Origin of the sequence: Rugamonas brunnea, from assembly GCF_014042345.1 — a bacterium.
Lineage (GTDB): Bacteria > Pseudomonadota > Gammaproteobacteria > Burkholderiales > Burkholderiaceae_D > Rugamonas > Rugamonas brunnea.
In genome coordinates this window covers 18,301-42,649 of the sequence record NZ_JACEZT010000005.1, presented here as the reverse complement: position 1 = coordinate 42,649, position 24,349 = coordinate 18,301, and the positions used below count along the sequence as shown (strand labels likewise).

Annotated in this window: 23 protein-coding genes; 11 read left to right on the top strand and 12 right to left on the bottom strand. The window is 66.7% G+C overall.

Annotated elements, in window-relative coordinates:
• The first annotated feature begins 252 nt into the window (after positions 1 to 252).
• From H3H37_RS09285 to H3H37_RS09240, 10 genes are all read left to right on the top strand, one after another.
• Positions 253 to 1,284 carry a porin gene (locus H3H37_RS09285; protein WP_182161729.1) on the top strand — a complete coding sequence of 344 codons (1,032 nt, stop codon included), beginning with the start codon at positions 253 to 255 and terminating at the stop codon, positions 1,282 to 1,284.
• Between the two features lie 293 nt (positions 1,285 to 1,577).
• Complete coding sequence (locus H3H37_RS09280; RefSeq protein ID WP_182161727.1) at positions 1,578 to 2,873, top strand: porin; 1,296 nt, start codon at positions 1,578 to 1,580, stop codon at positions 2,871 to 2,873.
• 137 nt (positions 2,874 to 3,010) lie between these two features.
• The gene (locus tag H3H37_RS09275; protein WP_182161725.1) at positions 3,011 to 3,682 is read left to right on the top strand and encodes a DUF484 family protein; all 672 of its coding nucleotides are present in this window, start codon (positions 3,011 to 3,013) and stop codon (positions 3,680 to 3,682) included.
• A 14-nt stretch (positions 3,683 to 3,696) separates the two neighbouring features.
• Positions 3,697 to 4,653: a tyrosine recombinase XerC gene (locus tag H3H37_RS09270; protein ID WP_182161723.1), complete on the top strand. Its 957-nt coding sequence runs from the start codon at positions 3,697 to 3,699 to the stop codon at positions 4,651 to 4,653.
• 133 nt (positions 4,654 to 4,786) lie between these two features.
• Complete coding sequence (locus H3H37_RS09265) at positions 4,787 to 5,848, top strand: CobW family GTP-binding protein (RefSeq protein WP_182161721.1); 1,062 nt, start codon at positions 4,787 to 4,789, stop codon at positions 5,846 to 5,848.
• A 114-nt stretch (positions 5,849 to 5,962) separates the two neighbouring features.
• Positions 5,963 to 6,412, top strand: a complete 450-nt coding sequence (gene dksA / locus H3H37_RS09260; RefSeq protein ID WP_182151453.1) for an RNA polymerase-binding protein DksA — start codon at positions 5,963 to 5,965, stop codon at positions 6,410 to 6,412.
• A gap of 227 nt (positions 6,413 to 6,639) precedes the next feature.
• A complete protein-coding gene (locus H3H37_RS09255) occupies positions 6,640 to 7,965 on the top strand; it encodes a hypothetical protein (RefSeq protein WP_182161719.1) in 1,326 nt (441 codons plus the stop codon).
• Between the two features lie 68 nt (positions 7,966 to 8,033).
• Positions 8,034 to 8,570 carry an ATP-dependent protease subunit HslV gene (gene hslV / locus H3H37_RS09250; RefSeq protein ID WP_182161717.1) on the top strand — a complete coding sequence of 179 codons (537 nt, stop codon included), beginning with the start codon at positions 8,034 to 8,036 and terminating at the stop codon, positions 8,568 to 8,570.
• 4 nt (positions 8,571 to 8,574) lie between these two features.
• Positions 8,575 to 9,909 carry an ATP-dependent protease ATPase subunit HslU gene (hslU, locus tag H3H37_RS09245; protein WP_182161715.1) on the top strand — a complete coding sequence of 445 codons (1,335 nt, stop codon included), beginning with the start codon at positions 8,575 to 8,577 and terminating at the stop codon, positions 9,907 to 9,909.
• A gap of 11 nt (positions 9,910 to 9,920) precedes the next feature.
• Complete coding sequence (locus tag H3H37_RS09240; RefSeq protein WP_182161713.1) at positions 9,921 to 10,115, top strand: hypothetical protein; 195 nt, start codon at positions 9,921 to 9,923, stop codon at positions 10,113 to 10,115.
• Between the two features lie 41 nt (positions 10,116 to 10,156).
• Here the strand turns inward: H3H37_RS09240 and H3H37_RS09235 are convergent, their stop codons facing one another.
• Positions 10,157 to 10,765, bottom strand: coding sequence for an outer membrane protein (locus H3H37_RS09235; RefSeq protein WP_182161711.1), 609 nt, complete (start codon positions 10,763 to 10,765; stop codon positions 10,157 to 10,159).
• Between the two features lie 179 nt (positions 10,766 to 10,944).
• Between H3H37_RS09235 and H3H37_RS09230 the strand changes: the two genes are divergently transcribed.
• Positions 10,945 to 11,694: a helix-turn-helix domain-containing protein gene (locus H3H37_RS09230; protein WP_182161709.1), complete on the top strand. Its 750-nt coding sequence runs from the start codon at positions 10,945 to 10,947 to the stop codon at positions 11,692 to 11,694.
• 114 nt (positions 11,695 to 11,808) lie between these two features.
• Here H3H37_RS09230 and H3H37_RS09225 read toward each other — a convergent pair whose 3' ends face one another.
• The 11 genes from H3H37_RS09225 to gspI are packed head-to-tail and all read right to left on the bottom strand — an operon-like array spanning position 11,809 to position 24,347.
• On the bottom strand, positions 11,809 to 14,139 hold the full coding sequence (locus H3H37_RS09225; protein ID WP_182161707.1) for a patatin-like phospholipase family protein: 2,331 nt from the start codon (positions 14,137 to 14,139) through the stop codon (positions 11,809 to 11,811).
• 17 nt (positions 14,140 to 14,156) lie between these two features.
• The gene (locus tag H3H37_RS09220; RefSeq protein ID WP_182161705.1) at positions 14,157 to 14,714 is read right to left on the bottom strand and encodes a type II secretion system protein N; all 558 of its coding nucleotides are present in this window, start codon (positions 14,712 to 14,714) and stop codon (positions 14,157 to 14,159) included.
• An 11-nt stretch (positions 14,715 to 14,725) separates the two neighbouring features.
• Positions 14,726 to 15,946, bottom strand: coding sequence for a type II secretion system inner membrane protein GspF (gene gspF / locus H3H37_RS09215; protein ID WP_182161703.1), 1,221 nt, complete (start codon positions 15,944 to 15,946; stop codon positions 14,726 to 14,728).
• A 10-nt stretch (positions 15,947 to 15,956) separates the two neighbouring features.
• Positions 15,957 to 17,378, bottom strand: a complete 1,422-nt coding sequence (gene gspE / locus H3H37_RS09210; protein WP_182161701.1) for a type II secretion system ATPase GspE — start codon at positions 17,376 to 17,378, stop codon at positions 15,957 to 15,959.
• A gap of 9 nt (positions 17,379 to 17,387) precedes the next feature.
• Positions 17,388 to 19,619, bottom strand: coding sequence for a type II secretion system secretin GspD (gene gspD, locus H3H37_RS09205; protein WP_182161699.1), 2,232 nt, complete (start codon positions 19,617 to 19,619; stop codon positions 17,388 to 17,390).
• Positions 19,616 to 20,392: a type II secretion system protein N gene (locus H3H37_RS09200; RefSeq protein ID WP_182161697.1), complete on the bottom strand. Its 777-nt coding sequence runs from the start codon at positions 20,390 to 20,392 to the stop codon at positions 19,616 to 19,618. The genes gspD and H3H37_RS09200 overlap by 4 nt, the downstream gene beginning before the upstream one ends.
• A gap of 37 nt (positions 20,393 to 20,429) precedes the next feature.
• Positions 20,430 to 20,948, bottom strand: coding sequence for a type II secretion system protein M (locus H3H37_RS09195; RefSeq protein ID WP_182161695.1), 519 nt, complete (start codon positions 20,946 to 20,948; stop codon positions 20,430 to 20,432).
• Positions 20,945 to 22,192 (bottom strand): type II secretion system protein GspL, encoded by a 1,248-nt coding sequence (gspL, locus tag H3H37_RS09190; RefSeq protein ID WP_182161693.1) that lies wholly within the window; start codon positions 22,190 to 22,192, stop codon positions 20,945 to 20,947. Before gspL ends, H3H37_RS09195 begins: the two co-directional genes overlap by 4 nt.
• Before the next feature lie 27 nt (positions 22,193 to 22,219).
• Complete coding sequence (gene gspK / locus H3H37_RS09185) at positions 22,220 to 23,212, bottom strand: type II secretion system minor pseudopilin GspK (RefSeq protein ID WP_229218747.1); 993 nt, start codon at positions 23,210 to 23,212, stop codon at positions 22,220 to 22,222.
• Positions 23,209 to 23,961 (bottom strand): PulJ/GspJ family protein, encoded by a 753-nt coding sequence (locus tag H3H37_RS09180; RefSeq protein WP_182161691.1) that lies wholly within the window; start codon positions 23,959 to 23,961, stop codon positions 23,209 to 23,211. The genes gspK and H3H37_RS09180 overlap by 4 nt, the downstream gene beginning before the upstream one ends.
• On the bottom strand, positions 23,958 to 24,347 hold the full coding sequence (gene gspI / locus H3H37_RS09175) for a type II secretion system minor pseudopilin GspI (RefSeq protein WP_182161689.1): 390 nt from the start codon (positions 24,345 to 24,347) through the stop codon (positions 23,958 to 23,960). Before gspI ends, H3H37_RS09180 begins: the two co-directional genes overlap by 4 nt.
• Between the last annotated feature and the right edge of the window lie 2 nt (positions 24,348 to 24,349).

Genomic DNA, 24,349 nt, shown 5'->3' with positions numbered 1-24,349 from the left:
TGGAGCAATCCCTGGTCCACACGTGAAAGGAAATCATACGAGCGCCGCCGTTCTGGACAGCCGGTCAAGCGTTTCAAAAATACAACAGGGGGACGCGGTTTTCCCCTTTTCGACCAAGACTCGCCCCCATAATCAACCAAACCGGCGCCATTGACGCGGGCAGCCATTAAGGTTCAGCTCATCCCGGGTGGCGTTAAGCGCACTTGTCGGCTTTTAGATGTTTGGACGATTCACTTTCAAAAGGAAGAACAAATGAAAAAATCTTTAGTGGCTCTGGCACTCATGGGCGCGTTTTCCGCTGCGTATGCGCAATCGTCCGTGACCATCTACGGCACCGTGGATGCGGGCGTCACCAAGAAAACCGGCACCAGCACGGCCATCGGCAAGCGCGACAACAACAAGCTGGGCTTCAAAGGCGTGGAAGACCTGGGCAGCGGCCTGAAGGCACTGTTCCAGCTGGAAATTCGCTATGAGCCTGACACCGGCACCATCGAAAACACCTCGGGCGCCAACAGCCGTCCGCTGTTCCAGGGCCAGAGCCGCGTCGGCCTGCAAGGCGACTTCGGTACCGTGCGCCTGGGCCGTGGCCTGACCGCATTCCAGGAGTCGATCACCGCCTTCGAACCATGGAGCGGTATCCCATCGGTGGCCGGCTACCAGACCGACCTGCAAGTGGCTGGCTACACCAGCTCGCCGCTGGACCAGACCGGCAACTCGGCTAACCGCTTCTCGAACGCGTTCTTCTATAACACCCCGGTCATCGGCGGCGTGTTCCAGCTGAACGCCACCATCCAGGCCAAGGAAGCGAACGGCAACGCCGCCGTCGCCGCCACCGCCAACTCGGTCGCCATCCCGGCCAACATGGTGCCTTCGACCACGCCTTACTCGCTGAGCGCCACCGTGGACAACGGCCAGTTCGCCGCCATGGCCGCCTACGAGAAGAATGCGCTGGAAACCAAACTGTGGTCGGTCGCCGCCTCGGTCAAGCCTATCCCAGCCCTGAAACTGATGGCTTCCTACCAGAAGCAGGATCAGGGCCAGACCGTGTTCACCAACTACGACACCAAGTCGTGGATCCTGGGCGCCAACTACACCGTGGGCGCTGGCAAGATCCTGGCCGGCTATGGCCAGAAGACCCCGGATGGCGTGGTCAAGACCAAGCAGGCTTCGCTGGGCTATGAGTACAACCTGTCGGCCCGCACCTATGTGTACCTGGACGCGTCCAACAAGCGCGCTGCCACCACCGTCAACTTCTACGGCGTGGGCATCCACCACAACTTCTGATCGCGGCGGCCTGAGGCCGCTCGCCATCACGACGACGGACAAGGGCCACCTTGTCCGTTTTTTTTCGCCCCTGCCCTGCCCACGCCCTGCCGCAACCTCCCTCGCCAGCGCCGCCGCCGTCGGATGGCGTGCACTTTTTTTGAATCCATTTTAACGATCGTGTCTTCCGCGCAACCTTGCGCACCGTCGTAGTCAAACTTGCTGTACAGCATGCAATATCGCTGTCATAGTTGATTAGCACGTCCGTGCTATTTTAAGTCGTGATAAGAAAACCGATAAAAACTGGAGACACAATGAAAATCAAAGTACTGGCCGGCCTGATCGCCGCCGGCTGCGCAGGTCCCGTGCTGGCCCAGTCGTCCGTCATCGTGTACGGCATCGCCGACGCCGGCGTGATGTATGCGAACAACGGCGGCAACGACAGCCGCACCAAGATCGTGAGCGGCATCGCCGACGGTTCGCGGCTCGGCTTCAAGGGCACGGAAGACATGGGCAATGGCTACAAGGCCGTGTTCAACCTGGAAGCACGGGTGCAACTCGACACGGGCGGCCAGCAGGCCGGCAACCTGTCGAGCAACCAGGGTTACGCGCTGACCAAGGGCCTGGCCTTCACCGTGCCGGCCGCGGCCGGCGGCGCCGTCACGGCCGCCAAGCTGCTGGCCGGTGTGCAATCGGCGCTGCAACCGGCCATCAACGTCAACATCAACAACGCCCTGTTCGACCGCACCTCCATGGCCGGCCTGGTCACGCCGGTCGGCGCCGTGCTGCTGGGCCGCATGTACACGCCCGACTATGAAGTGTTCAACAACGCCGACGTGTTCGAATCGGGCACGGCGGCCGGCTGGGGCGGCATCGTGGGCGGCACCGGCGGCCTGCTAACGGCCGGCGTGGCGATCCGTTCCGACAAGTCGATCCAGTACCGGATGGAATTGCCGAACGGCGTGGCCGCCGCGCTGATGTACGGCACCGAGCATTCGGGCTACATCGGCATGGACAAGCGCTCGTGGGGCGCCAACCTGCGCTACAAGGCCAACGGCTGGGACGTGGGCCTGGGCCACAACTACGGCACCGACCAGGTCGGCGCGCGCGGCCTGGTGACCACCACCGTGGGCGGCTCGTACAGCATCGACCAATGGAAACTGTTCGCCGGCTACCACAAACAGAACAACGACAATTCCGTCATCATCCGCTACGCCCACGACGCGCTGGCGCCCACCTTCGCCGCCTTCGGCCCCGCACTCGGCCCGGTGCTGGCCGGCCAGCTCGACAGCACGCTGCAACGCACCTTCCTGCTCGACGCCGTCAGCTACCAGCTCGGCTTCCACTACCGCGTGGGCCAGGGCCGCATCATGGCCTCCGTGGTGCGCCAGAACGACAAGACCGCCTCCAACAGCGACGCCACCCAGTACGGCATCGGCTACGACTACAACCTGTCCAAGCGCACCGACCTGTACTCGGTGGTGGCCTACATCAAGAACCAGAACGATGGCCAGTACGCGATCGGCGCGGCCAGCGCCTCGGGCGGCTTCACCGGCCACCCGGGCGAATCGAGCAAGGGCATCCAGCTGGGCATGCGCCACCGCTTCTGATCCGTTGTAAAAGCGCAAAACCGGGGTCAGGTCATGCCACGCGTAAAATTTGCGCGTATGCATGACCTGACCCCGGTTTTTGCGTGGGCTCGGTTAAAATGGCGCTTGCCCCTCTCTTACTTTGAACGACATCATCAATGACCGCCCTCCTGGACTCCGCCGCCGTCGCGCAATACCTGACCGATCACCCGCACTTCTTTGAAGAACACGCCAACCTGCTGGGCGAGATCAAGCTGTCCAGCCCGCTGACCGGGCGCGCCGTCTCGCTGCAGGAGCGCCAGATGGAAGTGATGCGCGACAAGTACAAGGCGCTGGAATTGCGCATGGCCGAGCTGATGCGCCTGGCCGCCGAGAACGAAGCCATCGCCAACAAGTTTCACCGCTGGACCCAGGCCCTGGTGACGGCGCGCGGCGCCGACGCGCTGGCCGGCGCCGTGTCGGACGGCTTGCGCATGGCATTCGACGTGCCGCAGGTGACCTTGCGCCTGTGGAACACGGCCCCTGAACACGAGGCCGCCTGGTTCACGCGCGGCGTGTCGGAAGACGCGCGCCTGTTCGCCAACAGCCTGCTGGCGCCCTACTGCGGCAGCAACAAGGATTTCGAAGCCGTGCGCTGGCTAGCCGACGCCGCCAGCGTGCAGTCGACCGTCATGATCCCGCTGCGCCAGCCGGGCAGCAAGGGCAGCGCGTTCGGCCTGCTGATCCTCGGTTCGTCCGATCCGGCCCGCTTCACGGCCATGATGGCGACCGACTTCCTGGTCCACATCGGCGAGACCAGCAGCACCGCGCTGCTGCCGCTGCTGGCCTGATAAGCCGTTTCAACATGGACGACACCGGGCGCGACGGACAAGACTGGCCGGGCGCCTGGCTGGCGCAGTTGCGCACGTTGCGCAAGCTGTCGCCCCACACGCTGGCCGCCTATGGCCGCGACCTGCGCCAACTGGCCACCCTCACGGCCGGGCGCAGCTGGTCCCAACTGGGCCAGACCGATTTACGCCGGCTGGCCGCCACCCTCCACGGCCAAGGACTGGAACCGCGTTCCATCGCCCGCAAGCTGTCGTGCTGGCGCGGCTTTTTCGACTGGATGATCGAACAGGGCGAACTGCCGGCCAACCCGGCCGCCAGCGTGCGCGCGCCGAAACAGGCCCGCGGCCTGCCGCGCGCGCTGTCGGTGGACGACGCCGTGCGGCTGGTGAGCGGCAGCGGCCGGCCCCAGCCGGGCGCGGCGCCGGAACCGGCGGCGCTGTGCGACCGCGCCATGTTCGAACTCTTATATTCGAGCGGCTTGCGGGTGTCGGAACTGGCCGCCATGGATCTCCACTACCGCAAGGCCGACGGCGCCCTGCCCGCCTCGTCGGGCTGGCTGGACCTGGACCAAGGCGAGGCCGTCGTCACCGGCAAGGGCAACAAGATGCGCACCGTGCCCGTGGGCAGCGCTGCGCGGGCGGCGCTGGCGGACTGGATCGCCGTGCGCCCCACCCCGGCCGACGGCAGCGCGGCCCTGTTCGTCAACACGCGCGGCGCCCGCGTCAGCCCGCGCGTGGTGCAGCAGCGGCTGCGCGCGCATGCGCTGGCCAGCGGCATGCCGGTGCATGTCCACCCGCACATGCTGCGCCACTCGTTCGCCTCGCACGTGCTGCAATCGTCGGGCGACCTGCGCGCCGTGCAGGACATGCTGGGCCACGCCAGCATCAGTTCCACCCAGGTCTACACGGCGCTCGACTTCCAGCACCTGGCCGAGGTCTACGACCAGGCCCATCCGCGCGCAAAAATCAAATAACGCGCACAATGGCTTGATGCGCAGCAAACGGACGGATTGCAACCGTTTGCGAAAATCCGGCATAATCGGCGGCTTGTCTGCATCGCGCCAGACGGCTCCCTAAGCTTTCTTCCATTCATTTCGACGGGCAACCATGGCACTCATTCCCACCACCATCCTGACGGGCTTTCTCGGCGCCGGCAAAACCACGCTGCTTAACCGCATCCTGCAGGAACAGCACGGCATGCGCATCGCCGTGATCGAAAATGAATTCGGCCAGGAAAACATCGACAATGAAATCCTGGTGCAGGACAGCCAGGAACAGATCGTGGAAATGAACAATGGCTGCATCTGCTGCACCGTGCGGGGCGACCTGATCGTGGCGCTGACGGCGCTGGCGCAAAAGCGCGACGCCGGCCAGTTGCAGTTCGACCGCGTGGTGATCGAGACCACCGGCCTGGCCAACCCCGGCCCCGTGGCCCAGACCTTCTTCATCGACGAGGAAGTGGGCGCTCACTATATGCTCGACGCCGTGATCACGGTGGTCGATGCGCGCCACGCCATGCAACAGCTGGATGAGCACGAGGAAGCCCAGCGCCAGATCGGCTTCGCCGACAAGCTGCTGCTGTCCAAGACCGACCTGGTGACGGCGGCCGAGCTGGACGCGCTGACGGCCCGCATCAAGCACATCAACCCGCGCGCGCCCATCGTGCGCTCCGACTTCGGCCGCTTGCCGCTGGCCGAGGTGCTGGACTTGAAAGGCTTCAACCTGAACGACAAGCTGGAACTGGACCCGGACTTCCTGGCCGAGGAGGAGGAGGAGCACGGCCACGTCCACGGCGAGCACTGCGACCACGCCGGCCATGTCCACGGTCCTGAATGCGGCCACGGCCACGACCACCACCACAGCCACCACACGGACGACATCGCCGCTTTCGTCTACAAGAGCGAGCGCCCGTTCGACAGCGCCAAGCTCGACGAGTTCCTGAACGGACTGGTCCAAGTGTACGGCCCTCGCATGCTGCGCTATAAAGGCGTATTGTGGATGCAAGGCGCGGAACGCAAGGTTGTGTTCCAGGGCGTGCACCAGTTGATGGGCAGCGACCTGGGCGCGAAATGGGGGGAAGCGGAAAACCGTGGCAGCAAAATGGTATTTATTGGCAAAAATCTACCGAAAGACATCTTTATTCGCGGTTTGGAACAATGTTTGGTATAAACTATCTGCGTTTTAAGCGACAGGCTCTCCCGGAATCGGGCAGGACTCGCTCGAACGCGTATGATGCGAAAGACCACCCCGGCAGCCCATCCAGTATCGAAGGTAAGCGAAGTGATGACTAAAACTAATAAATCGACCCCCGCCGCGAGTACGGAACGCATCCTGACCGAAGAAGAAATTCTGAAGATGGATGACAAGGATTACATGAACCCGGCGCAAATGGCCTTTTTCAAGGCGAAGCTGCAGGCGCTTGAAAAAGAATTGTTGAAGAACGCCGACGAGACCACGGAACACTTGCGCGAAACCGTGCTGGTGCCCGATCCCGCCGACCGCGCGACCATCGAGGAAGAGCACGCACTGGAGCTGCGTACCCGCGACCGCGAGCGCAAACTGCTGAAGAAAGTGCAGCAATCGATCGTGGCCATCGACGCCGGCGACTATGGCTGGTGCGAGGAAACGGGCGAGCCGATCGGCATCCCCCGCCTGATCGCCCGTCCCACGGCCACGCTGTCGCTGGAAGCCCAGCAACGCCGCGAACTGAAGCAGAAGCTGTACGGCGACTGAACCATCCGGCCACAGCCAAAGAAGCACGCGACGCCCTCGCGTGCTTTTTTTTCGCCTACGCTTGCCTGCGCTGGTCCTCGCTTGCGCCGCGAATTGTGGAATTTGGTGAAAATTGTTGTATCCGCTTGTGTGCGCACATGGCAAGACCTTTCCCATAAGCTACACTAGATATCCGGCGGCACGCGCAGTGCGCGGGCCGGCCAGCGTGATTCACAACGGGGCTCGACGTGGGCATTTTCTCGCTCTTCAAGAAACAGGACGCGCAGCGCGCGCCGGCCACCACGGCCGACGCCGACGATGGCGCGCGCCTGGGCCCGAACAGCGAACTCGAACGCCAGCAAGCCCAAGCGCTGCAACGCGACCTGGCGCGCGCCACGGCCATGAAGATCGACGCCATCGAGGCCGCCATGGCGCTCGATATCTTCCACGACACGGAACCGGCCTGGGGCAGCCGCCCGCCGCGCCCGCCGCGCCCCGTCGTGGCCGGCGACAACCCCACCCTGCCCCTGCTGGACGAAAACACCACGGAACTGCTGGGCGAGGACGACTTGCCGGCCCAGGCCGTGGCGGCCCAGACCGCGCCCGTGGTGGAGGAAATCGCCATCGTGTACGCCAACGGCCAGGCCGACATGGCCGAGCAGATGCTGGTGGCCAACCTGCCGCCGGCCGGCGCCCAGGACCGCACGCTGTGGTGGATGTTGTTCGACCTGTACCAGGTCACCCACCAGCAGGACAAGTTCGACAGCCTGTCGATCGACTATGCCAGCACCTTCGAGACCTCGCCGCCGCCATGGAACGCGTTGCCGCCGCCGGCCGCCGCCGCCAGCGGCCGGGCCTGGTCGGGCATCACGCCCACGGAACTGTTCTCGGGCCAGCTCGATGACACCATCGGCCCCCAGCTCGAGCGCCTGCGCCAGCAGATGGCCAGCCACCCCGTGCTGCGGCTGGATTTCAGCCGGGTGCAAGCGGTCACGCCCGACGGCTGCGCGCTGCTGCTGCCCGTGCTGCAGCAACTGCACGGCGGCGAGCGCGAACTGATCGTGGTGGCGGCCGACCACCTGGCGGCCCTGATCCAGGCCAGCGTGGCCGTGGGCAACCGCGACGGCGGCCCCGCACCGTGGCTGTTGCTGCTGGAACTGTTGCAACTGCTCAACCGCGAAAAGGAATTCGAGGAAACGGGCATGGATTACTGCGTCACCTTCGAAGTGTCGCCACCGTCGTTCGTGGCGCCGCGCGCCGTGGCCACGGCGGCCCGCCAGCCGCTCGCCGGCGCCCCGGACCGTTACCTGTTGCCCACCGTGGTCGAAGGCCCGCTCGACGGTTTACTTGCCGCGCTGGCCGCCTATGCTGAACAGTACCAGACCCTCGTGTTCGACTGCTCGCGGCTGGCGCGCGTGGAATTCGGCGCCGCCAACGCCCTGCAAACCAGGCTGCAAGCACTGGTGCAGAGCGGCAAGAAGGTGGAATTCCGCGACGTCAACCACCTGGTGGCGGCCCTGCTGCGGCTGCTCGGCTACGGCGAACTGGCCAAGATCTATCCGCACAAATACTGACCGCCTTGCAATTGCGGTGGCCAACCCCATGTGCTGCACTTGAACCGCATCCACCCACCGAGGTCACTATGGAACAATTTCACGGCACCACCATCCTGTGCGTGCGCCGCGGCAAACAAGTCGCACTGGGCGGCGACGGCCAGGTCACGCTCGGCAATATCGTCATGAAAGGCACGGCCCGCAAGGTGCGCAAGCTGTACCAGGGCAAAGTGCTGTGCGGCTTCGCCGGCGGCACGGCCGACGCCTTCACCCTGCTCGACCGCTTCGAAGGCAAGCTGGAAAAACACCAGGGCAATCTGCTGCGCGCCTCGGTCGAACTGGCCAAGGACTGGCGCACCGACCGCGTGCTGCGCCGCCTGGAAGCCATGCTGCTGGTGGCCGACAGCGAATCGACGCTGGTGATTACCGGCAACGGCGACGTGCTGGAGCCCGAGAACGGCATCGGCGCCATCGGCTCGGGCGGCACCTACGCCCAGTCGGCCGCGCTGGCGCTGCAGGAAAACACGGAACTGGCGCCGGCCGAGATCGTCAAGAAGTCGCTGACCATCGCCGGCCAGTTGTGCATCTACACCAATCTGTCCCACATCATCGAAACCCTGGACTGAACCCATGAACATGACACCGCAGGAAATCGTCGGCGAACTCGATAAACACGTGGTCGGCCAGGCCAAGGCCAAGCGCGCCGTCGCCATCGCGCTGCGCAACCGCTGGCGCCGCCAGCAGGTGGCCGAGCCGCTGCGCCACGAGATCACGCCCAAGAACATCCTGATGATCGGTCCGACCGGGGTGGGCAAGACCGAGATCGCGCGCCGCCTGGCCAAGCTGGCCGACGCGCCCTTCATCAAGATCGAAGCGACCAAGTTCACGGAAGTGGGCTATGTGGGACGCGACGTGGACACCATCATCCGCGACCTGATCGACATCGGCGTCAAGCAAACCCGCTCGGCCGAGATGGCCAAGGTGCGCGCGCGCGCCGAGGACGCGGCCGAGGACCGGGTGATCGACATCCTGGTGCCGCCGGCGCGCGACTTCGGCTTCAACACGGCCAGCAGCGAACCGCAGGCCGGCGACGCCACGCGCCAGACCTTCCGCAAGCGGCTGCGCCAGGGCGAACTGGACGATAAGGAAATCGAGCTGGAACTGGCCGAGGGCAGCCCGCAGATGGAAATCATGGCCCCGCCCGGCATGGAGGAAATGACGGAGCAGATCAAGACCATGTTCTCGGGCATCGGCGGCGGGCGCAAGAAGTCGCGCAAGCTCAAGATCAAGGACGCCATGAAGCTGCTGGTGGACGAGGAAGCGGCCAAGCTCATCAACGAAGACGAGATGAAGCAGAAGGCGATCCAGAACGTGGAGCAGAACGGCATCGTGTTCCTCGACGAGATCGACAAGATCGCCTCGCGCTCGGAAGTGGGCGGGGCCGACGTGTCGCGCGCCGGCGTGCAGCGCGACCTGCTGCCGCTGGTGGAAGGCACCACCGTCAACACCAAGTACGGCATGATCCGCACCGACCACATCCTGTTCATCGCGTCCGGCGCCTTCCACCTGGCCAAGCCGTCCGACCTGATCCCCGAATTGCAGGGCCGCTTCCCGATCCGGGTAGAACTGGAATCGCTGTCGATTGCCGATTTCGAGCGCATCCTCACCAGCACCGACGCCTGCCTGACCAAGCAGTACGAGGCGCTGCTGGCCACCGAGGACGTGAAACTGGAATTCGCGCCGGACGGCATCAACCGCCTGGCCGAGATCGCGTTTTCCGTCAACGAGCGCACCGAGAACATCGGCGCGCGCCGGCTGTACACGGTGATGGAAAAGCTGCTGGAGGAAATCTCGTTCACGGCCACGGAAACGTCGGACAAGCTGATCACCATCGACGCGGCTTATGTGAACGCCCGGCTCGACGCGCTGGCCGTCAACGAAGACTTGTCGCGCTACGTGTTGTAACGGAGGAAGCAATGGCCAACAAGGCGCTGGCGACCCGGCAAAAGATGTTGTTCCGTGTGGGACCGTCGCCCAAGCCACGCAACCCGGTGGCCGTGGCGGCCAAGCTGCGCGCGGCCGGGCCGCACGTGAAAACGCCGTCCGGCCAGCGCCAGGCCGCCAAGCGGGCACTGGCCAAGGCCCTGCTCAAGGGCAAGGACGAAACGTGAACCGTCAGCGGGCGCCGGGGTTGGCGCCCGCTCTCAGGTGATCAGAAGTGGTAGGCAGCGCCCACCGAGAACACATTCAGGTTGGACTTGGCAGCCTTGCCCATGCGGGCCGGCAGGTAATTCCAGTCCGCGTTCAAGGCCCAATGCTTGTCGATGGCATAGGACAGTCCGGTGCCCGCCGTCACCGCCAGCGTGTTTGTGCTGTCGCTGCCGCCGGCCGTGTAGTCGACTTTGCCGTGTTCGGCCACCAGGCCCAGGCGCGTGGTCCAGGCCCAGTCCTCGCTGAGCTTGGTGGCCGAGGCCAGCACCGCGCTCACGCCCGACAGCTTGCCCTTGCCGGGACTTAACGCCCCGCTGCCATCCTTGAACGCGCCTTTCACGGCGCCGCCGGTGAACGCAGCCACTTCAACGGCACGCGTATGCGGCAGGCCAAATGCCTCGTTCTCCCCCAACACAAAGCCGCCATAAACGCGGGTGCTGGCACCGGCGTTACGGTCACACGGGCTGCCGCTCAGGCAGTCGAAGTTGTAATGGTTGCGGTAGCCCACGTCCACACCCAGGTAGCCGGGTGACAGGTCGGCAGCGGCAGCGGCGCCACTGGCGCCAAGGAAGGCGCTGGCCAACAACGCGGCGCGTACGGTCTGTTTCATCATCATTCCCCTTATCGTCTCTTGTGGCTGGATGACGTCGCTGCTTCGAGTGACATCGCCGCGCAGTGTGATCCTGTTCCACCGAAAGTCCTAGCTGAAAGTACCAAGGCGCAAAATCCTGTACAGGCGGTAGCGAACCGTGCTACCTTTTTGCCTCTATGACAAGCGCAGGGACAGGCATGAGTTCACCTGAATTGTTGTTGCAAGTGCTGCGCGCCCAGTTGCGCGCGGCCGGCGTCACCTACAAGGAACTGGCGGGCCGCATCGGCATGAGCGAATCGAGCGTCAAGCGCATGTTCGGCCAGCAGGACATGGCGTTGTCGCGGCTGGCGCAGATCTGCAAGGCGGCCGGCATCGCGCTGGAGGACGTGCTGCGCGGCGCGGCCGACGCCACGCCCCATGCCGACACGCTGACCCTGCTGCAGGAAAAGGCGCTGGTGGCCCATCCGCGCTTGTTACTGATGGCGATCTGCTGCCTGGGCCACTGGAGCCTGGAGCAGGTGCTGGAAACCTACCAGTTGAGCGAGCCCGAATCCATCGTGCTGCTGGCCGAGCTGGACCGGCTGGGCCTGATCGAACTGAAACCGCTGAACCGCTATCGGCTGCGCGTGTCGAACGCCTTCCACTGGCTGGCCGACGGTCCCGTGCAACAGTTTTTCCGCAGCCACGTGGTGGCCGACTATTTCAGCGGTCCGTTCAACGGCCCGGGCGAAGCACTGCTGTGCCTGCCCGCGCGGCTGTCGCGCGCCAGCGCGCAAGAGCTGGCTGCCAAAATCCAGTCACTGGCCGGCGAACTGGCGCGGCTGCACCAGGGCGACCGCCGCCTGCCCGCGCCCGAGCGCGACGGCTACACGCTGCTGGTGGGATTTCGTTCGTGGGAATTCGCCGCGTTCACGGCGCTGCGGCGCCAGCCGCAGCAAGGCGCGTAGGCCGCATCAGCCGCATCAGCCGCATCAGCTGCATTCGCTGCTTGCGCCGCACGCGCGTGCAGCGTGCGTCGGATGCGCCAGGCGTGCCGGAGCCCGAGCATGCCCGGCAGAGACTTACCAAACGGGGCCGAGGAACAAATACAGCGTGCCGCTGTTGCCCTTAGTGCTGCCGGCGCCGAAGTACAGCGGCCCGAAGCGCGTGTCGACGGCCGTGAAGATACTGCCAGCCTGCTTCACACTGGCCCAGTGCAGCGGATTATCGGCGCCGTAACCGGCGCCAGCCTCCAGCGAGAAGCCGAGCCGCACGTCGCCACCGAGCGCGGCCGGCATGGCGCCCACGGTGCGCGCCATCACGATCCGGCCCAGCACCACGCGGTTGCCGGCCACCGACTCGGGCGCGGTGCCGGACAGGCGCAGGAAGCCGCCCAGGTTGAGCGGCGCCAGCCCCTGCTGGCTGCGCGCCCATTCCGCGTACAGGTGGCCGGCCCAGTTGCCGGCATGGAAGGCACGCAAGCCTTCCACACTTTGCTGCATCAGCGACACGCGGTTGGCCGCACTGACGATGGAACGCTCAAGGTTGAGGTTGAACAGGCCGCCCCGAGTGGGGAAGGCCACGGAGTCCAGCGTATCGATGCTGTAGGCCAGCGTCTGCACGGTCTGGTGCACGCGGGCCGCCGGCACCGTCGCATCCTCGGGTATCGTCACGCGCACGTTGGCGCTCTGGCGCGCCACGCCCAGGTGCACGTCACCCCAATTACCGAGCTGGCGTCCCAGTATCAGGCTGGTGCCGGCGTAGTTGTAGCCGATACGGTTCTGGCGCTGACCGGTCAGGCTGAAGGTGTCCGAGGCGGCCGCGCCATATTTCGCGGCCGGCGCCACGTACCACTGCGAGCCGGGGCCGAGCGGCTGCCAGAATTCCACTTCGAACGCGCGCTCGGTGCCGATGCGGGCCGAGCTGCGCAGCTCCGCGCCCCAGTCGTTAAGCGAGGAGCGCACATGCATCATCTTCAGCGCGAAGGTATTGTTATCGGTGAAGTCGCTGGCCAGTTCCAGCCCCACGCGCAAGCGGCTGCGGGCCCAGTCGGCCTCGGTCGGCTTGATCAGCACTTCGCGTCCGCCGTTCACGTCCTGCACTTCCGTTTCCACGCGCGCCAGGTCGCCACGGCCGAACAACTGGGCGCCGGCCTGCTGCGCCTGTTCCACCGTGACCTTCTGGCCGACCGTCAGGCCGGACTGCACTTCCAGCGCCTTGGGATTGATGTGGCCACTCGGCTCCACGGCCAGTTTGGTGATGGGCAGCGGCTGGTCGGCCACCTCGGGACCGGCCAGGCGGTGCTGTTCGAACGCCGTGTATTCCGCCTCCGGCACGGCCAGTTGCACCAGCTGGGCCGACAGCGCGCGCGCCGCCTTCTCACCGGCCAGGATGGCGCGGTCGTGGCGCGCGAAATCGAGGAAGCTGATGCCGCTCAGGTTGGGCGCCAGCAGGATGTCGCGCGGCCCCAGTTCCTTCAGCGAGCGCTGCACGTTCTGTTCCGTCAGGATCTGCAGCATCTGCTGGGCCACCCGGATCGCGCTGCTCAAATCCTTCTCCGGCGCCAGCGGCGTGCCCACGTTGACGGCGATGACCACGTCGGCCCCCATGGCGCGCGCCACGTCCACCGGCAGGTTGCGCACCAGTCCACCATCGACCACCAGCCGCTCCTTGACCCGCACCGGCGCGAACACGCCGGGCACGGCCAGCGAGGCGCGCATGGCCAGGAACAGCGGCGTGTCGTCCAGCTCCACCAGTTCGCCCGTGACCAGGTCGGAGGCGACTGAGCGGAATGGCAGCGGCAACTGGTTGACGGGCCGGTCGCGTGTCCCTTGCGGCAGCACGCGGGTCAGCGCCAGCTCCAGCGCCTCGTTACCGGCGGCGGCCGGCGGCAGCGAAATGCCTTCCAGCGTGGCGCCGAATTCGATCCGCGATGGCAGCAGCAGGTCTTCCTCGCGACGGCGGAAATTGAGTTCGTCGCGCGGCGGGCGGTCTGCCACCACGCTGTTCCAGTCCGTGCGCCGCACCAGTTGTTCAAGCTGGGCGACGGAACTGCCGGCCGCGTAGGCGCCACCGACCACGCTGCCCATGCTTGTACCAACCACGATGTCGATCGGCACCCGCAATTCCTGCAGCACGCGCAGTACGCCGATGTGGGCGAAGCCGCGCGCCCCACCGCCCGACAGCACCAGCGCGATGCGGGGCCGGTGGTGGACGGGATCGGCGACCGGCGTCGATGCGGGCGCGAGCGCAGGCGCAATGGCGGGTGCGGACGCGGCGCGCGTCGGCAAAGGTGCTGCGACTGGCGTCGATGCGGTGGCGGGTGCTGGTGTTGCCGCAGGCGCGGGCGATTGCGCGTGCGCCTGCGCCAGCCAGCAGCACAGCGCGACACTCAGGGCGCGATGGAACCACATGCTGCTAAACCGCAGCGTCAACGACGCTCGGGGCCGGGGCCGGGCGCCGGCGGCGACTGCTGCACCTGCGGCTGCGGCATCACGGCCGGCTGCGGCTGCACCACGGGCGGCACCTGCGGCTGCGGCATGGCCGGCGGCGTGATGGATGGCGGCGCCACGTTGGGATTGTTCTGCGGTCCGGCGTCGCCGGCCAGGTCGATGCGCTTGACCACGCCGCCCTCGGACAGCAGCACGTACTTGGGATGGACTTCCTTGACCGTCACGCCGGGCGCCACCTCGCGCCCCACGGCCAGCGCCATGGCCGGCTTGTTATCGACGGCCAGGATGGCTGCGCTGTCGCGGCCAATGCCAGCCGCCACCACGCCCTTGAGCTGGTAGTTGCTGGCCACGGCCACGGCGATCTGGCCGCCGAACAGGCCCTTGGCCGCGTCCAGGCTCGGTTCCGGCGCGGACGCCGCGGGCGCGGCCGCGATCGGGCGCTGCTGCGGTTTAAACAACTGCAGCCCCCAGTAAGCCAGCGAGGCGGACAAGGCCGCCACGGCGGCCACGGTGAGGATGAAAGGCAAACGCTTCATGGGTTCCTTGTTCAGCGCACCAGCTGATTGATTTCGATAATGGGCATCAGCACCGCCAGCACGATCAGCAGCACCACCACGCCCATGGCCAGGATCAGGGCCGGCTCCAGCAGGCCTGCGATGGTCAGCGTGCGGCGCTCCAGGTCCTGTTCCTGCGCGCTGGCGGCGCGGTCCAGCATGGCCGGCAGCTCGCCCGTCAGTTCGCCGGCGCGGATCATGTGGATCAGCATGGGCGGGAAATGCTGCTGGGCCGACAGCGCCCGCGCCAGGCTCACGCCCTCGCGCACGTTGTCGCTGGCCTCGTCCACCAGCTCGCGCATGGCCACGTTGGACAGCGTGTCGCGGCTCTTTTGCAGCGCGCGCAGGATAGGCACGCCGGAGCCGGTGGTGATGGCCAGCGTGCTGGCGAAGCGCGCCGTGTTCAGGCTGCGTTCGAATTTGCCGTACAGGGGCGCCGTCAGCAGCCAGCTATGCCAGCGCCGCTTGAGCACCGGGTTCTCCAGCGCGCGGCGCCACGCGAACCACGCGCCCACCAGCAGCACGGCCACCAGCACGCCGTAATGGCGCACGAAGTCCGACACGGCCAGCATCACGATGGTGAGGAAGGGCAGCTTCTGCTTGGTGTTGGCGAACACGGACACGATCTGCGGCACCACGTAGGTGAGCAGGAAGATCACGATGGAGAACGCCACCACCGTCACGATGGCCGGATAGGTGAACGCCAATTTGACCTTCTGCACCAGCGCGTTGCGCCGTTCGATGTAGTCGGCCAGGCGCGACAACACGCGCGCCAGGTGGCCAATCTGCTCGCCCGACGCCACCAGCGCCCGGTAGATCTCGGCGAAGTCGCGCGGGTGGCGCGACAGCACGTCCGACAGCGACGCGCCGCCCATCACCTCGGAGCGGATCGACGCGATCAGGTCGCGCACATAGGGACGCTCGGCCTGTTCCAGCAAGGCCGTGAAAGCCTGCTCCAGCGGCAGCCCCGCCTCCAGCAGGCTGGCCAGCTGGCGCGTGAACAGGGCCAGCTCGGTGGTCGACAGCCGCTCGCCGAAACCGCGGCTCTTGGCCACGCCAGCCGCGTCGACCTGGGCGCCGATGGCGTCCACCTTGAGCGGCACCAGGCCCTGGGTACGCAGGTCGGCGCGCGCGGAACGGGCGCTGTCGGCGTTGAGCACGCCTTTCTTGGTGGCGCCGCCGGCATCGACGGCTTCATAACGGAATGCGGGCATCGTCTCGGGCCTAGTCCTTGGTCACGCGCAGCAGTTCGGCCTGGGTGGTCACGCCTTCGCGCAGCCAGCGTTCGCCATCCTCGCGCATGGTGTGCATGCCGCTGGCCATGGCGGCCGCCTTCACTTCCGCTTCCGCCGCGCGATTGTGGATCTGGGCGCGGATCTGCTCCGTCGTTTGCAGCAGTTCGTACACGCCGACCCGGCCCTGGTAGCCGGTCTGGCCGCAATGACTACAGCCAACGGCGTGCCACTGGCCACCTTCGAAGGTCTTGCAGCTCGGGCACAGCTTGCGCACCAGCCGTTGCGCCAGCACGCCCAGCAAGGACGACGACAGCAGGAACGGTTCGATGCCCATGTCGAGCAAACGGGTGACGGCCGCCGCCGCGTCGTTGGTGTGCAGCGTGGCCAGCACCAGGTGGCCCGTCAGCGAAGCCTGCACGGCGATCTGCGCCGTCTCCAGGTCGCGGATCTCGCCGATCATGATCACGTCCGGATCCTGGCGCAGGATGGCGCGCAGGGCCTTGGCGAAGGTCATGTCGATGCGGGCGTTGACCTGGGTCTGGCCCACGCCGGCCAGGTCGTACTCGATCGGGTCTTCCACCGTCATGATGTTGGTGCTCGACGCGTTCAGCAGCGACAACGCGGCGTACAGCGTGGTGGTCTTGCCGGAGCCGGTGGGGCCGGTCACCAGCACGATGCCGTGCGGCTGGTTGATCAGGCTATTGAACTGGGCCAGCATGGGGTCGCTCATGCCCAGGTGCTGCAGGTCGAGCCGGCCCGCTTCCTTGTCCAGCAAGCGCAGCACGGCCCGTTCGCCGTGGCCCGTGGGCAGGGTCGAGACGCGCACGTCGACCGGCTTGCCGCCGATGCGCAGCGTGATGCGGCCATCCTGCGGCAGGCGCTTCTCCGCGATGTCGAGCTGCGCCATGATCTTGATACGCGAGATCAGCGAACCGTGGATGGCCTTGCGCGGACGGACGATGTCGCGCAGGCTGCCGTCCACGCGGAAGCGCACCACGGAGGTTTGCTCGAACGGTTCGATGTGGATGTCCGAAGCGCCGTCGCGCAGGGCCTGGGTCAGCAGCGCGTTGATCATGCGGATCACGGGCGCGTCGTCGGACGATTCCAGCAGGTCCTCGATGGCCGGCACGTCCTGCAGCAGCTTGGTCAGGTCCAGCTCCGCGTCGAATTCATCGGCCACCAGCGAGGCGTTGGCGCCGGCGCTGGCGTAGGCGGCGGCGATCGCCGTCTCCAGGTCGGCGCGCGTCATGCTCTTGAGCGTGATGCGGCCGAAGCGGCGCGACACCTCCGCGATGGCGGCCGGCGCCGTGGCGCCGCAGGTCAGCACTTCGACCGTGTTCTCGGCCTCCTCGCTGGGATGGGCCAACAGCACGAAGTCGCGCGCGAAGGCGTAAGGCAGCAGATTGCTCATGGCGCCGCCTTAGTTTTTCACCGGCGTGGCCGCGCCGGGCGCCTGGTCCGGCTTGGGCTGGGGCGCCGGCGGCACGGGCTGCGCCACGGTGACGCTGTTGGTGGGACGGCCATTGACCAGCGCCGGCAGCACGGGCTGGCCGAAATCGTTGACCAGGATGCTGTCGGCCGGCTTGATGCCTTGCTGCTCGCTGCGCATGTAATCGTAGCGGTCCGTGGCCAGGCTGACGCTTTGCTCCTTGCTGCGGATGACCACGGGGCGCAGGAAGATCATCAGGTTGGTCTTCTTGCGGCTGCGGGTCTGGTACTTGAACAGGTTGCCCAGCACGGGAATGTCGCCCAGGCCGCGCACCTTGTCCGTGCCGTCGCCCGTGGTGTCCTCGATCAGGCCACCGAGCACGATGATCTGGCCATCGTCGGCGATCACGTTATTCTCGATCACGCGCTTGTTGATGGTGATGCCGGCCGTCGCCGTCAGGGTCGACTTATCCACGTTGGAGGTCTCGTGGTAGATCGCCATCTTGATGGTGCCGCCCTCGGAGATCTGCGGCCGCACCTTCAGCGTCAGGCCCACTTCCTTGCGGTCGATGGTCTGGAACGGATTGGAATTGGTGCCGGCCGTGGTGGTGAACTGGCCCGTCAGGATAGGCACGTTCTGGCCCACCTGGATGGTGGCCAGCTCGTTGTCGAGCGTGATCATGTTGGGCGTGGACAGGATGTTGGCGTTGCCGTCCGATTCCAGCGAGTGCGCCAGCGCGCCCAGGCCCAGCTGGCCGGCCACCTGCTTGAACACGCCGATCGACAGGCCGCCGCCCGGCAGCGTGGGCGCCGTGGTGCTTGTGGTGCTGGTGGTACCCTTGCGTTGCGACAGCGCCAGCGCCGCGATGTTGTTGTTGCTTCCGCCCGTGTTATAGGACTGCAGTCCGCCAATGCGGTAGGTGCTGTTCTCGTTGCCGGTGGCGCCCATCCACTGCACGCCGAATTCGGACGCCTTGTCTGACGTGACTTCCACGATCAGCGATTCGATGTAGACCTGGGCGCGCCGCACGTCGAGCTGGTCGATCACGGCGCGCAGGTTGCGGTACACGGATTCGGGCGCCGTGATGATCAGGGTGTTGGTCGAGGCGTCGGCCTGGATGAAGCCGGCCGAATTGGAGCCGGTCTGCTGCGGCGATGCGCTGTTGTTCAGCAGCGGATTGCTGGGGCCACTGCTGGCGCCCGTGCCCTGGTTGGCGCCGCCCATGCCGCCCTGCCCCGCCTGGCCGGGCTGGGTGGCGGTGCTGCCCTGGGCCGCGCCGCCGGTCGGGCTGGTGGTGCCGGTCGATGCGTCGTTCGAGACGACGGCGCGCAGCGTTTGCGCCAGCTTGGTCGCTTCCGCGTTCTTCAGGTAGACCACGTGCACATTGCCCAGTTCCGCCGTCGGCTGATCGAGCTTGGCGATCAGCGACTTGGCCAGGTTGGCGCGTGCGGCCGACGGCGCGCGCAGGATCAGCGCGTTGGTGCGCGGATCGGCCAGCACGCTGACGCGGCCCGCGTCCGTGGCGCCGCTGCCGGTGCCCGTCTCCATCAGCTTGTTGACCATGGTGGCCAGGTCACTGGCGATGGCGTAGCGCACCGGGATCACATCGAGGTCGGTGGCGGCCGGCGCGTCCAGCGCGGCGATGATCTTGGTCAGGCGCTTGAGGTTGTCCGCGTAGTCCGTGATGACGACCGAGTTGTTGCCGGGGTTTGCGTTGATGGTGTTGTTGGGCGAGATCAGGGGCCGCAGCACCGTCACCACGTTGGCCGCCGACTCATAGTTCAGATGGAACACCTGGCTGACGATCTGGTCGCCCTTGATGGCGCTGGGCGCCGTGCCGATCAGGGTCGGCCCCGATTGCAGTTTCGCCTCCGCTTCCGGCACCACCTTGGCGTAGCCATCGCCGCTGACGACGGCGTAGCCTTGCAGGCGCAGGGCCGACGTGAGCAGCGAGAACGCCTGCGACTTGCTGATCGACTTTTCCGACACCAGCGTCAGCGTGCCCTTCACGCGCGGATCGATCACGAAGGTGATGTTGGTGTAGTGGCCGACGGCCTTGATCACCGATTCGATGTCGGCGCCGACGAAATTGAGCGCGGCATCATCGTTGGCGGCCCAGGCGGCAGGCGGCACGGCGGCGGCCACGGCGCAGCATAACAGCGCACCCGCGCTCAGGCGGCGCAGCGCGGGAAAGGTCGGTTTGCTCACGGTCTGTTTTTTCATTGTCTGAACTCTAAGGCGATGATGTTCTTGTCGCTGTTTGCACGGCGCTGGCCCAACAAATTCAACAGGTTGGCCAGCTTATCTTCATATCCATCGGCCGCCTGCGCCTGCCCGGAAAACTGCAGGTGGCCCTGATCGAGGCTGCCGCTGCCACTGAGCAGCAACGGCCCCTTGACCGAACTTAAGGTCAACTGCGCCTGCTGGCCATGCCAGTCCAGCGCCAGCGCATAACTTCCCAGCGGCCGGATAGCCGACAGCTTGGACGCCATGTCCGTCATTTCCAGCGTGGTGCGGCCATTCACGCTGACGGCGCCGCCGGCCACGGCCAGTTCCAGCGCCGTCCACGACAGCCGCATGGTGCCGGCCGGCGCGATCGTGTTGAGCGGCGCGCCCAGCCCGGACAAGCCTTCGGCCGGCAGCAGCAGGGCCGAAGGACTGAGCTGCCACTGGCGCCAGCCGCCACGGAATGTCACGGGCTGGGCCAGCGCTTCGCTGTTCTCAAGCCGTACCTCCACGGCGCCCAGCAGCGCCAGCGGCGATATCTGCCAAGCGAAGCGCCCCGGCAGCAGCGGCGTGACGGGGCCATTGCCGCCGGCCGCGCCGCCGACAAAGGCCGAGCCGCGCCACAGCGTACCTTGCGCATCCCCCAGCGTCAAACGTCCGCCCGTCTGGCGCTCCACCAGCGCCCCCAGCCAGCTGGCCGGGAAGCACACCAGCAGCGTGACGATGGCGCTGAGCGCGATCGTCAGCAGCCATAACGCGGCGCGCTTCATGGACCAACCGCCACGGCGGACAGGGATGGACTGCCCGTCATTGCGCGCCGCCCGCCTGGTGCAGCGTCAGCGCGGCGTCCACCTGGCCCGGCGTGTCCTGGCCATTGATCACGGCTTCCTCGACCGTGATGCGGCCATCGCGGCGCTGGGCGGCCAGCCACTCTATCAGACCGGGGAAGGACACGTTATTCAATTGCAGCCGCGCGTATTCGCCCGTGATGGCGACCGACTGCGCCTTCAGGCTGCGCGCGGCCAGGCTGGCCGTGAGGCTGTCACGCGTCATGGCCGGCGGCGCCACCGTGGTCTGGCCCTTGAGCGCGGAAGCCTGCAGCGCCAGGGCCTGCAATTCCGCCTCCTGCTGGTGCAACTGGGGCAGCTCCTTGCGCAGCTTGGCGCGCCCTTCCATGGCCGGCGCCACCAGCACGGCATAGGCCAGCGCCACGCCCACCACGGCCCCGCCCACGGTCAGGAACTTGCGCTCCTGTTCCGTGCGCGCCTGCCAGAACTGCTCCGCGCCGGCGCGGTACTGGGCCAGCGTCGCTTTCAATGTGCTCATGCTTTGCTCCCGGTGCCGACGCGGATCTTCCACACGCCGGGCGCCGCTTCCGACAGGTCCAGCTTGCGCGCGGCCAGCGCGGCGCGGATCTGGCCCATGGCGGCGGCATCCACCGTATTCGGTTTGATCTTCACTTGCAGCGCGCGCTCACGGTATTCGAGCGCGGCCACGATGTTCCGGTTCGGCAGGCTGTTGAGGGCTTCGCCAAAGGCGGCGCTCAGGGCGCCAAATTCGTCGCCGGCCAGCGCGCCGCTGTCGGCGCGGGCGGCCGCGATGTTCTTGCGCATCTGGGCGGCCGGATCGAGGATCACGGTTTCCTTCGGATAGGCGGCCTTGAAGATCTGCAGCATCGATTGCTGCACCTGGGCCGCCTCGCGCTTCATGCGCAGCCATTCGATGTTCATGCCGGCCACGTTGACGGCCAGCGCCAGCACGGCCAGCCGCAGCGGCCAGCGCCAGCGCTGCCACTGGCGCGCGGCCGTGCCGCTGGCGCCGACGGCGCCGGCCAGGTCGGGCGTGGCCGTGCGGGCGGCGGCGATCCAGTGTGCCCACTGGTCTTCCTGCAGCGTGATGGCGGCCCGCCCGGCGGTGTGATTGGCGGCCAGCGCCTCATAACGCCGTAACTCGGCGGCCGGCAGGTACAGCGTGACGGGCGAGTCGCCGGCCAGCGCGCGCAGCGTTTGCAGCACGACCTCCGGCTGGGCTGGCAGGGCCAGGCCCAGGCCATCCGTTTGCGACTGGCGCAGTGTCAGTTCGCAGCCACCCTCATTGGTGCTGAGCGCGGCCGACACGGCGCCCGGCTGCAGCGGCAGGCACAGTTGGGCCGGCAGCAGCGAAATGCTGTGCGCGCCCTGTGCCTGCAGGGCCTTGACCAGCACCTCCAGCCAAGCGCGCTGCGCCACGGCCACCGTGCGTTCGGCGCCGCCGTCCAGCGCCGGGCCCATGGCCAGCACGCAGTCGGCCGGATCACCGAGGATGTGTTCTTCCACCAGCGCCGGCAGGGCCGCCTTCAGGCGCGCCGGCGACAACGGTGGCACGCTCACGCGCAGCAAGGTCACGTCCGGCGCGGCCAACAGCAGCGTCACGCGCCGCGCGGAAGCCACCATGCCGGCCAGGCTGCCCAGCGGCGACGCGCCCTGCTGCAGCACGTTGCCGCCGTCGCCCACCAGCGCGAACGGGCAAGCCTGGGCTGCGCCGCTGTCGATGCTGGCCTTGGCCGGATAGCGGATAAATAGGGTAGTCAAAGGAGCTCGCTTTCGTGTTTCGCCATCTCAGTTTTGCCGTATCCAGACCAGGTCTGTCTTGTAATTCCCACTGCTCTCGCGCTGTATCAGCGCCTGTGCGTCCAGGTTGGCGCGGTCCAGCCGCACCTTGCTCAACACCAGGAAGTAATCGCTCCTGATATCGATGTTCACCTTGCTGCTCACCTGCTTGCCGTTCAACTGACTCTTGTAGGTGCCCACGTCGTTGAAGTACGCCTGCTTGCGATGGTAAGCCAGGGCCGCTGCCTCGGCCATCGAAAAATTCTCCGGCAGCGCCGCCAGCAATTCCACCGGCGCCGTATTGACGTTGATGGCCGTCTGCGCGGGCAGCACGATCACGAAATCACGCAGGCGCTCAATCGCCTGCGGCGTGAACCCGGCCACCGCCAGCAAGTCCTCGGCCCGCATCATTTCCATCGGCTCGGTGCCGGCGCGCACCGGCAGCGCGTTCGACGCGGCCTGGCCTTGCGCCGCGGGCTGCTGCGCGCGCGCGACCTCGTCGGCCACGGCCTGTGCCAGCGAGCCGTCGAGCTGCAACACCGTCAGCAAACGCTGGAACACGGCCACCTGCTCGGCCACCGGCGCCCGGCTGACGGCAAGATTGGCCAGATTGTAACGCGACTGGGCATCCGTCATCTGGCCCGACAGGGTGGCGTTGAAGTTTTCGCCCTCGACCCGCTCGCGCTCCACATATTGATCCAAACGGGTTTCGGCCAGCGGCGTGGCCCACACGCCATCAAGTGTGGTGACCCGGCCACGGTCCATGCCATCCTGGCGCAGGATCAGGCGCGCCCAGTCCAGCGCACCACGCAGAATCCAGCGCGTTTGCAGTTGCAGGCGCTGGTTTTCCATCGAACGCACCTGCACCTGCTGCTGCCAGAACAGGCTGGCGACGATGGTCACGGCCAGGGTGGTCAGGAGCAGCGCCGTGACCACGGCCACGCCGCGCTGGCGCAGCAAAGTACGCGGAGGACGGGGGGAACGTGGCGAACGCGCCATCATACGGCCCCCAGCAGGAAAATCTTGACCAGCGCCGCCGGCAAGCCGGGTGCCTGCAGCGACACCTCCAACCCGGTCGGCACATTGTTGGACTGCGGCGCCGTCACCTGCGTGGTGGTGGCCGGATTCGGTCCCCCGCCTTGTGCGCCGCCCTGGCCACCTTGGCCACCTTGAGCGCCCTCGCCGCCCTGGCCGGTGGGGACGGTGACCTGCTGCTGCCCCGCAGCCGGCAGCGTGACACTGGCGGCCGCGCGCCAGCTACCATTCACCCACAGCCGCATGGTCATGCCGTTCAGGCCGGATTGCAGGGTCACCGCCGGCGACGGATCGGTATCGCTGCGCGCGCCCTGCCACAGCATATCGAGCTGCGCCAGGTCACGGGTAGCCGACGATTCACGTCGCAGCAGCACGCCGTCGCGCACGCGGTAGGACACCACCTGCAAGCGCGACGGCTCGCTTTCCGTCAGCACCGTGCGCACCAGCGTCAAACGGTCCGTCTCGGCCAGCAGGTTGGCGCGGCCATGCAGCAGCGTGGCGGGCGCCAGGTTTTCGCAATCGCTCTGCATCTGCGCGAACGCCAACTGCATGCCGCGCGTCTGCTCCATCTGCGCCGTCAGCGCCTGGCGCGAACGGATGATGCCATCGAGCCCGCGCCAGCCCAGCACGGCCACGATGGCCAGGATGGAAATGGCCACCAGCAGCTCGATCAGGGTGAAGCCGCGCGCGCGCGGCGAATGGCGCCGCGCCGTCATTGGTTCAGCACCAGCTGCACCAGCTTGATGATGCGGCGTTCCGGGTTGGCCTGGTCCACCACGCTCACCTCCACCCGGCGCAGGCGCGGATTGGGGCTGGCGATCACCTCCTCCTGACACACCAGTTGCAAATCGCCCTGCGGACAGTCGAAGGTCTGCTTGCCCACGGCTGGGAACGTGCGGGCCAGGCGGATCTGGACCAGCCGGTTCTCGGCCGACCAGGTGGCCATCATGGCGCTGCGCAGGCCGTTGCTGTTCTGGGTCAGGCTGCCCACGGCGCGCAGCGAGGCGCCCAGCGCCGTGCCAACGATCACGAGCGCCACCAGCACTTCCAGCAGCGTAAAGCCGCGCTGGCGCCGGATGGAGGAAGACGGAATATGGAGCATGG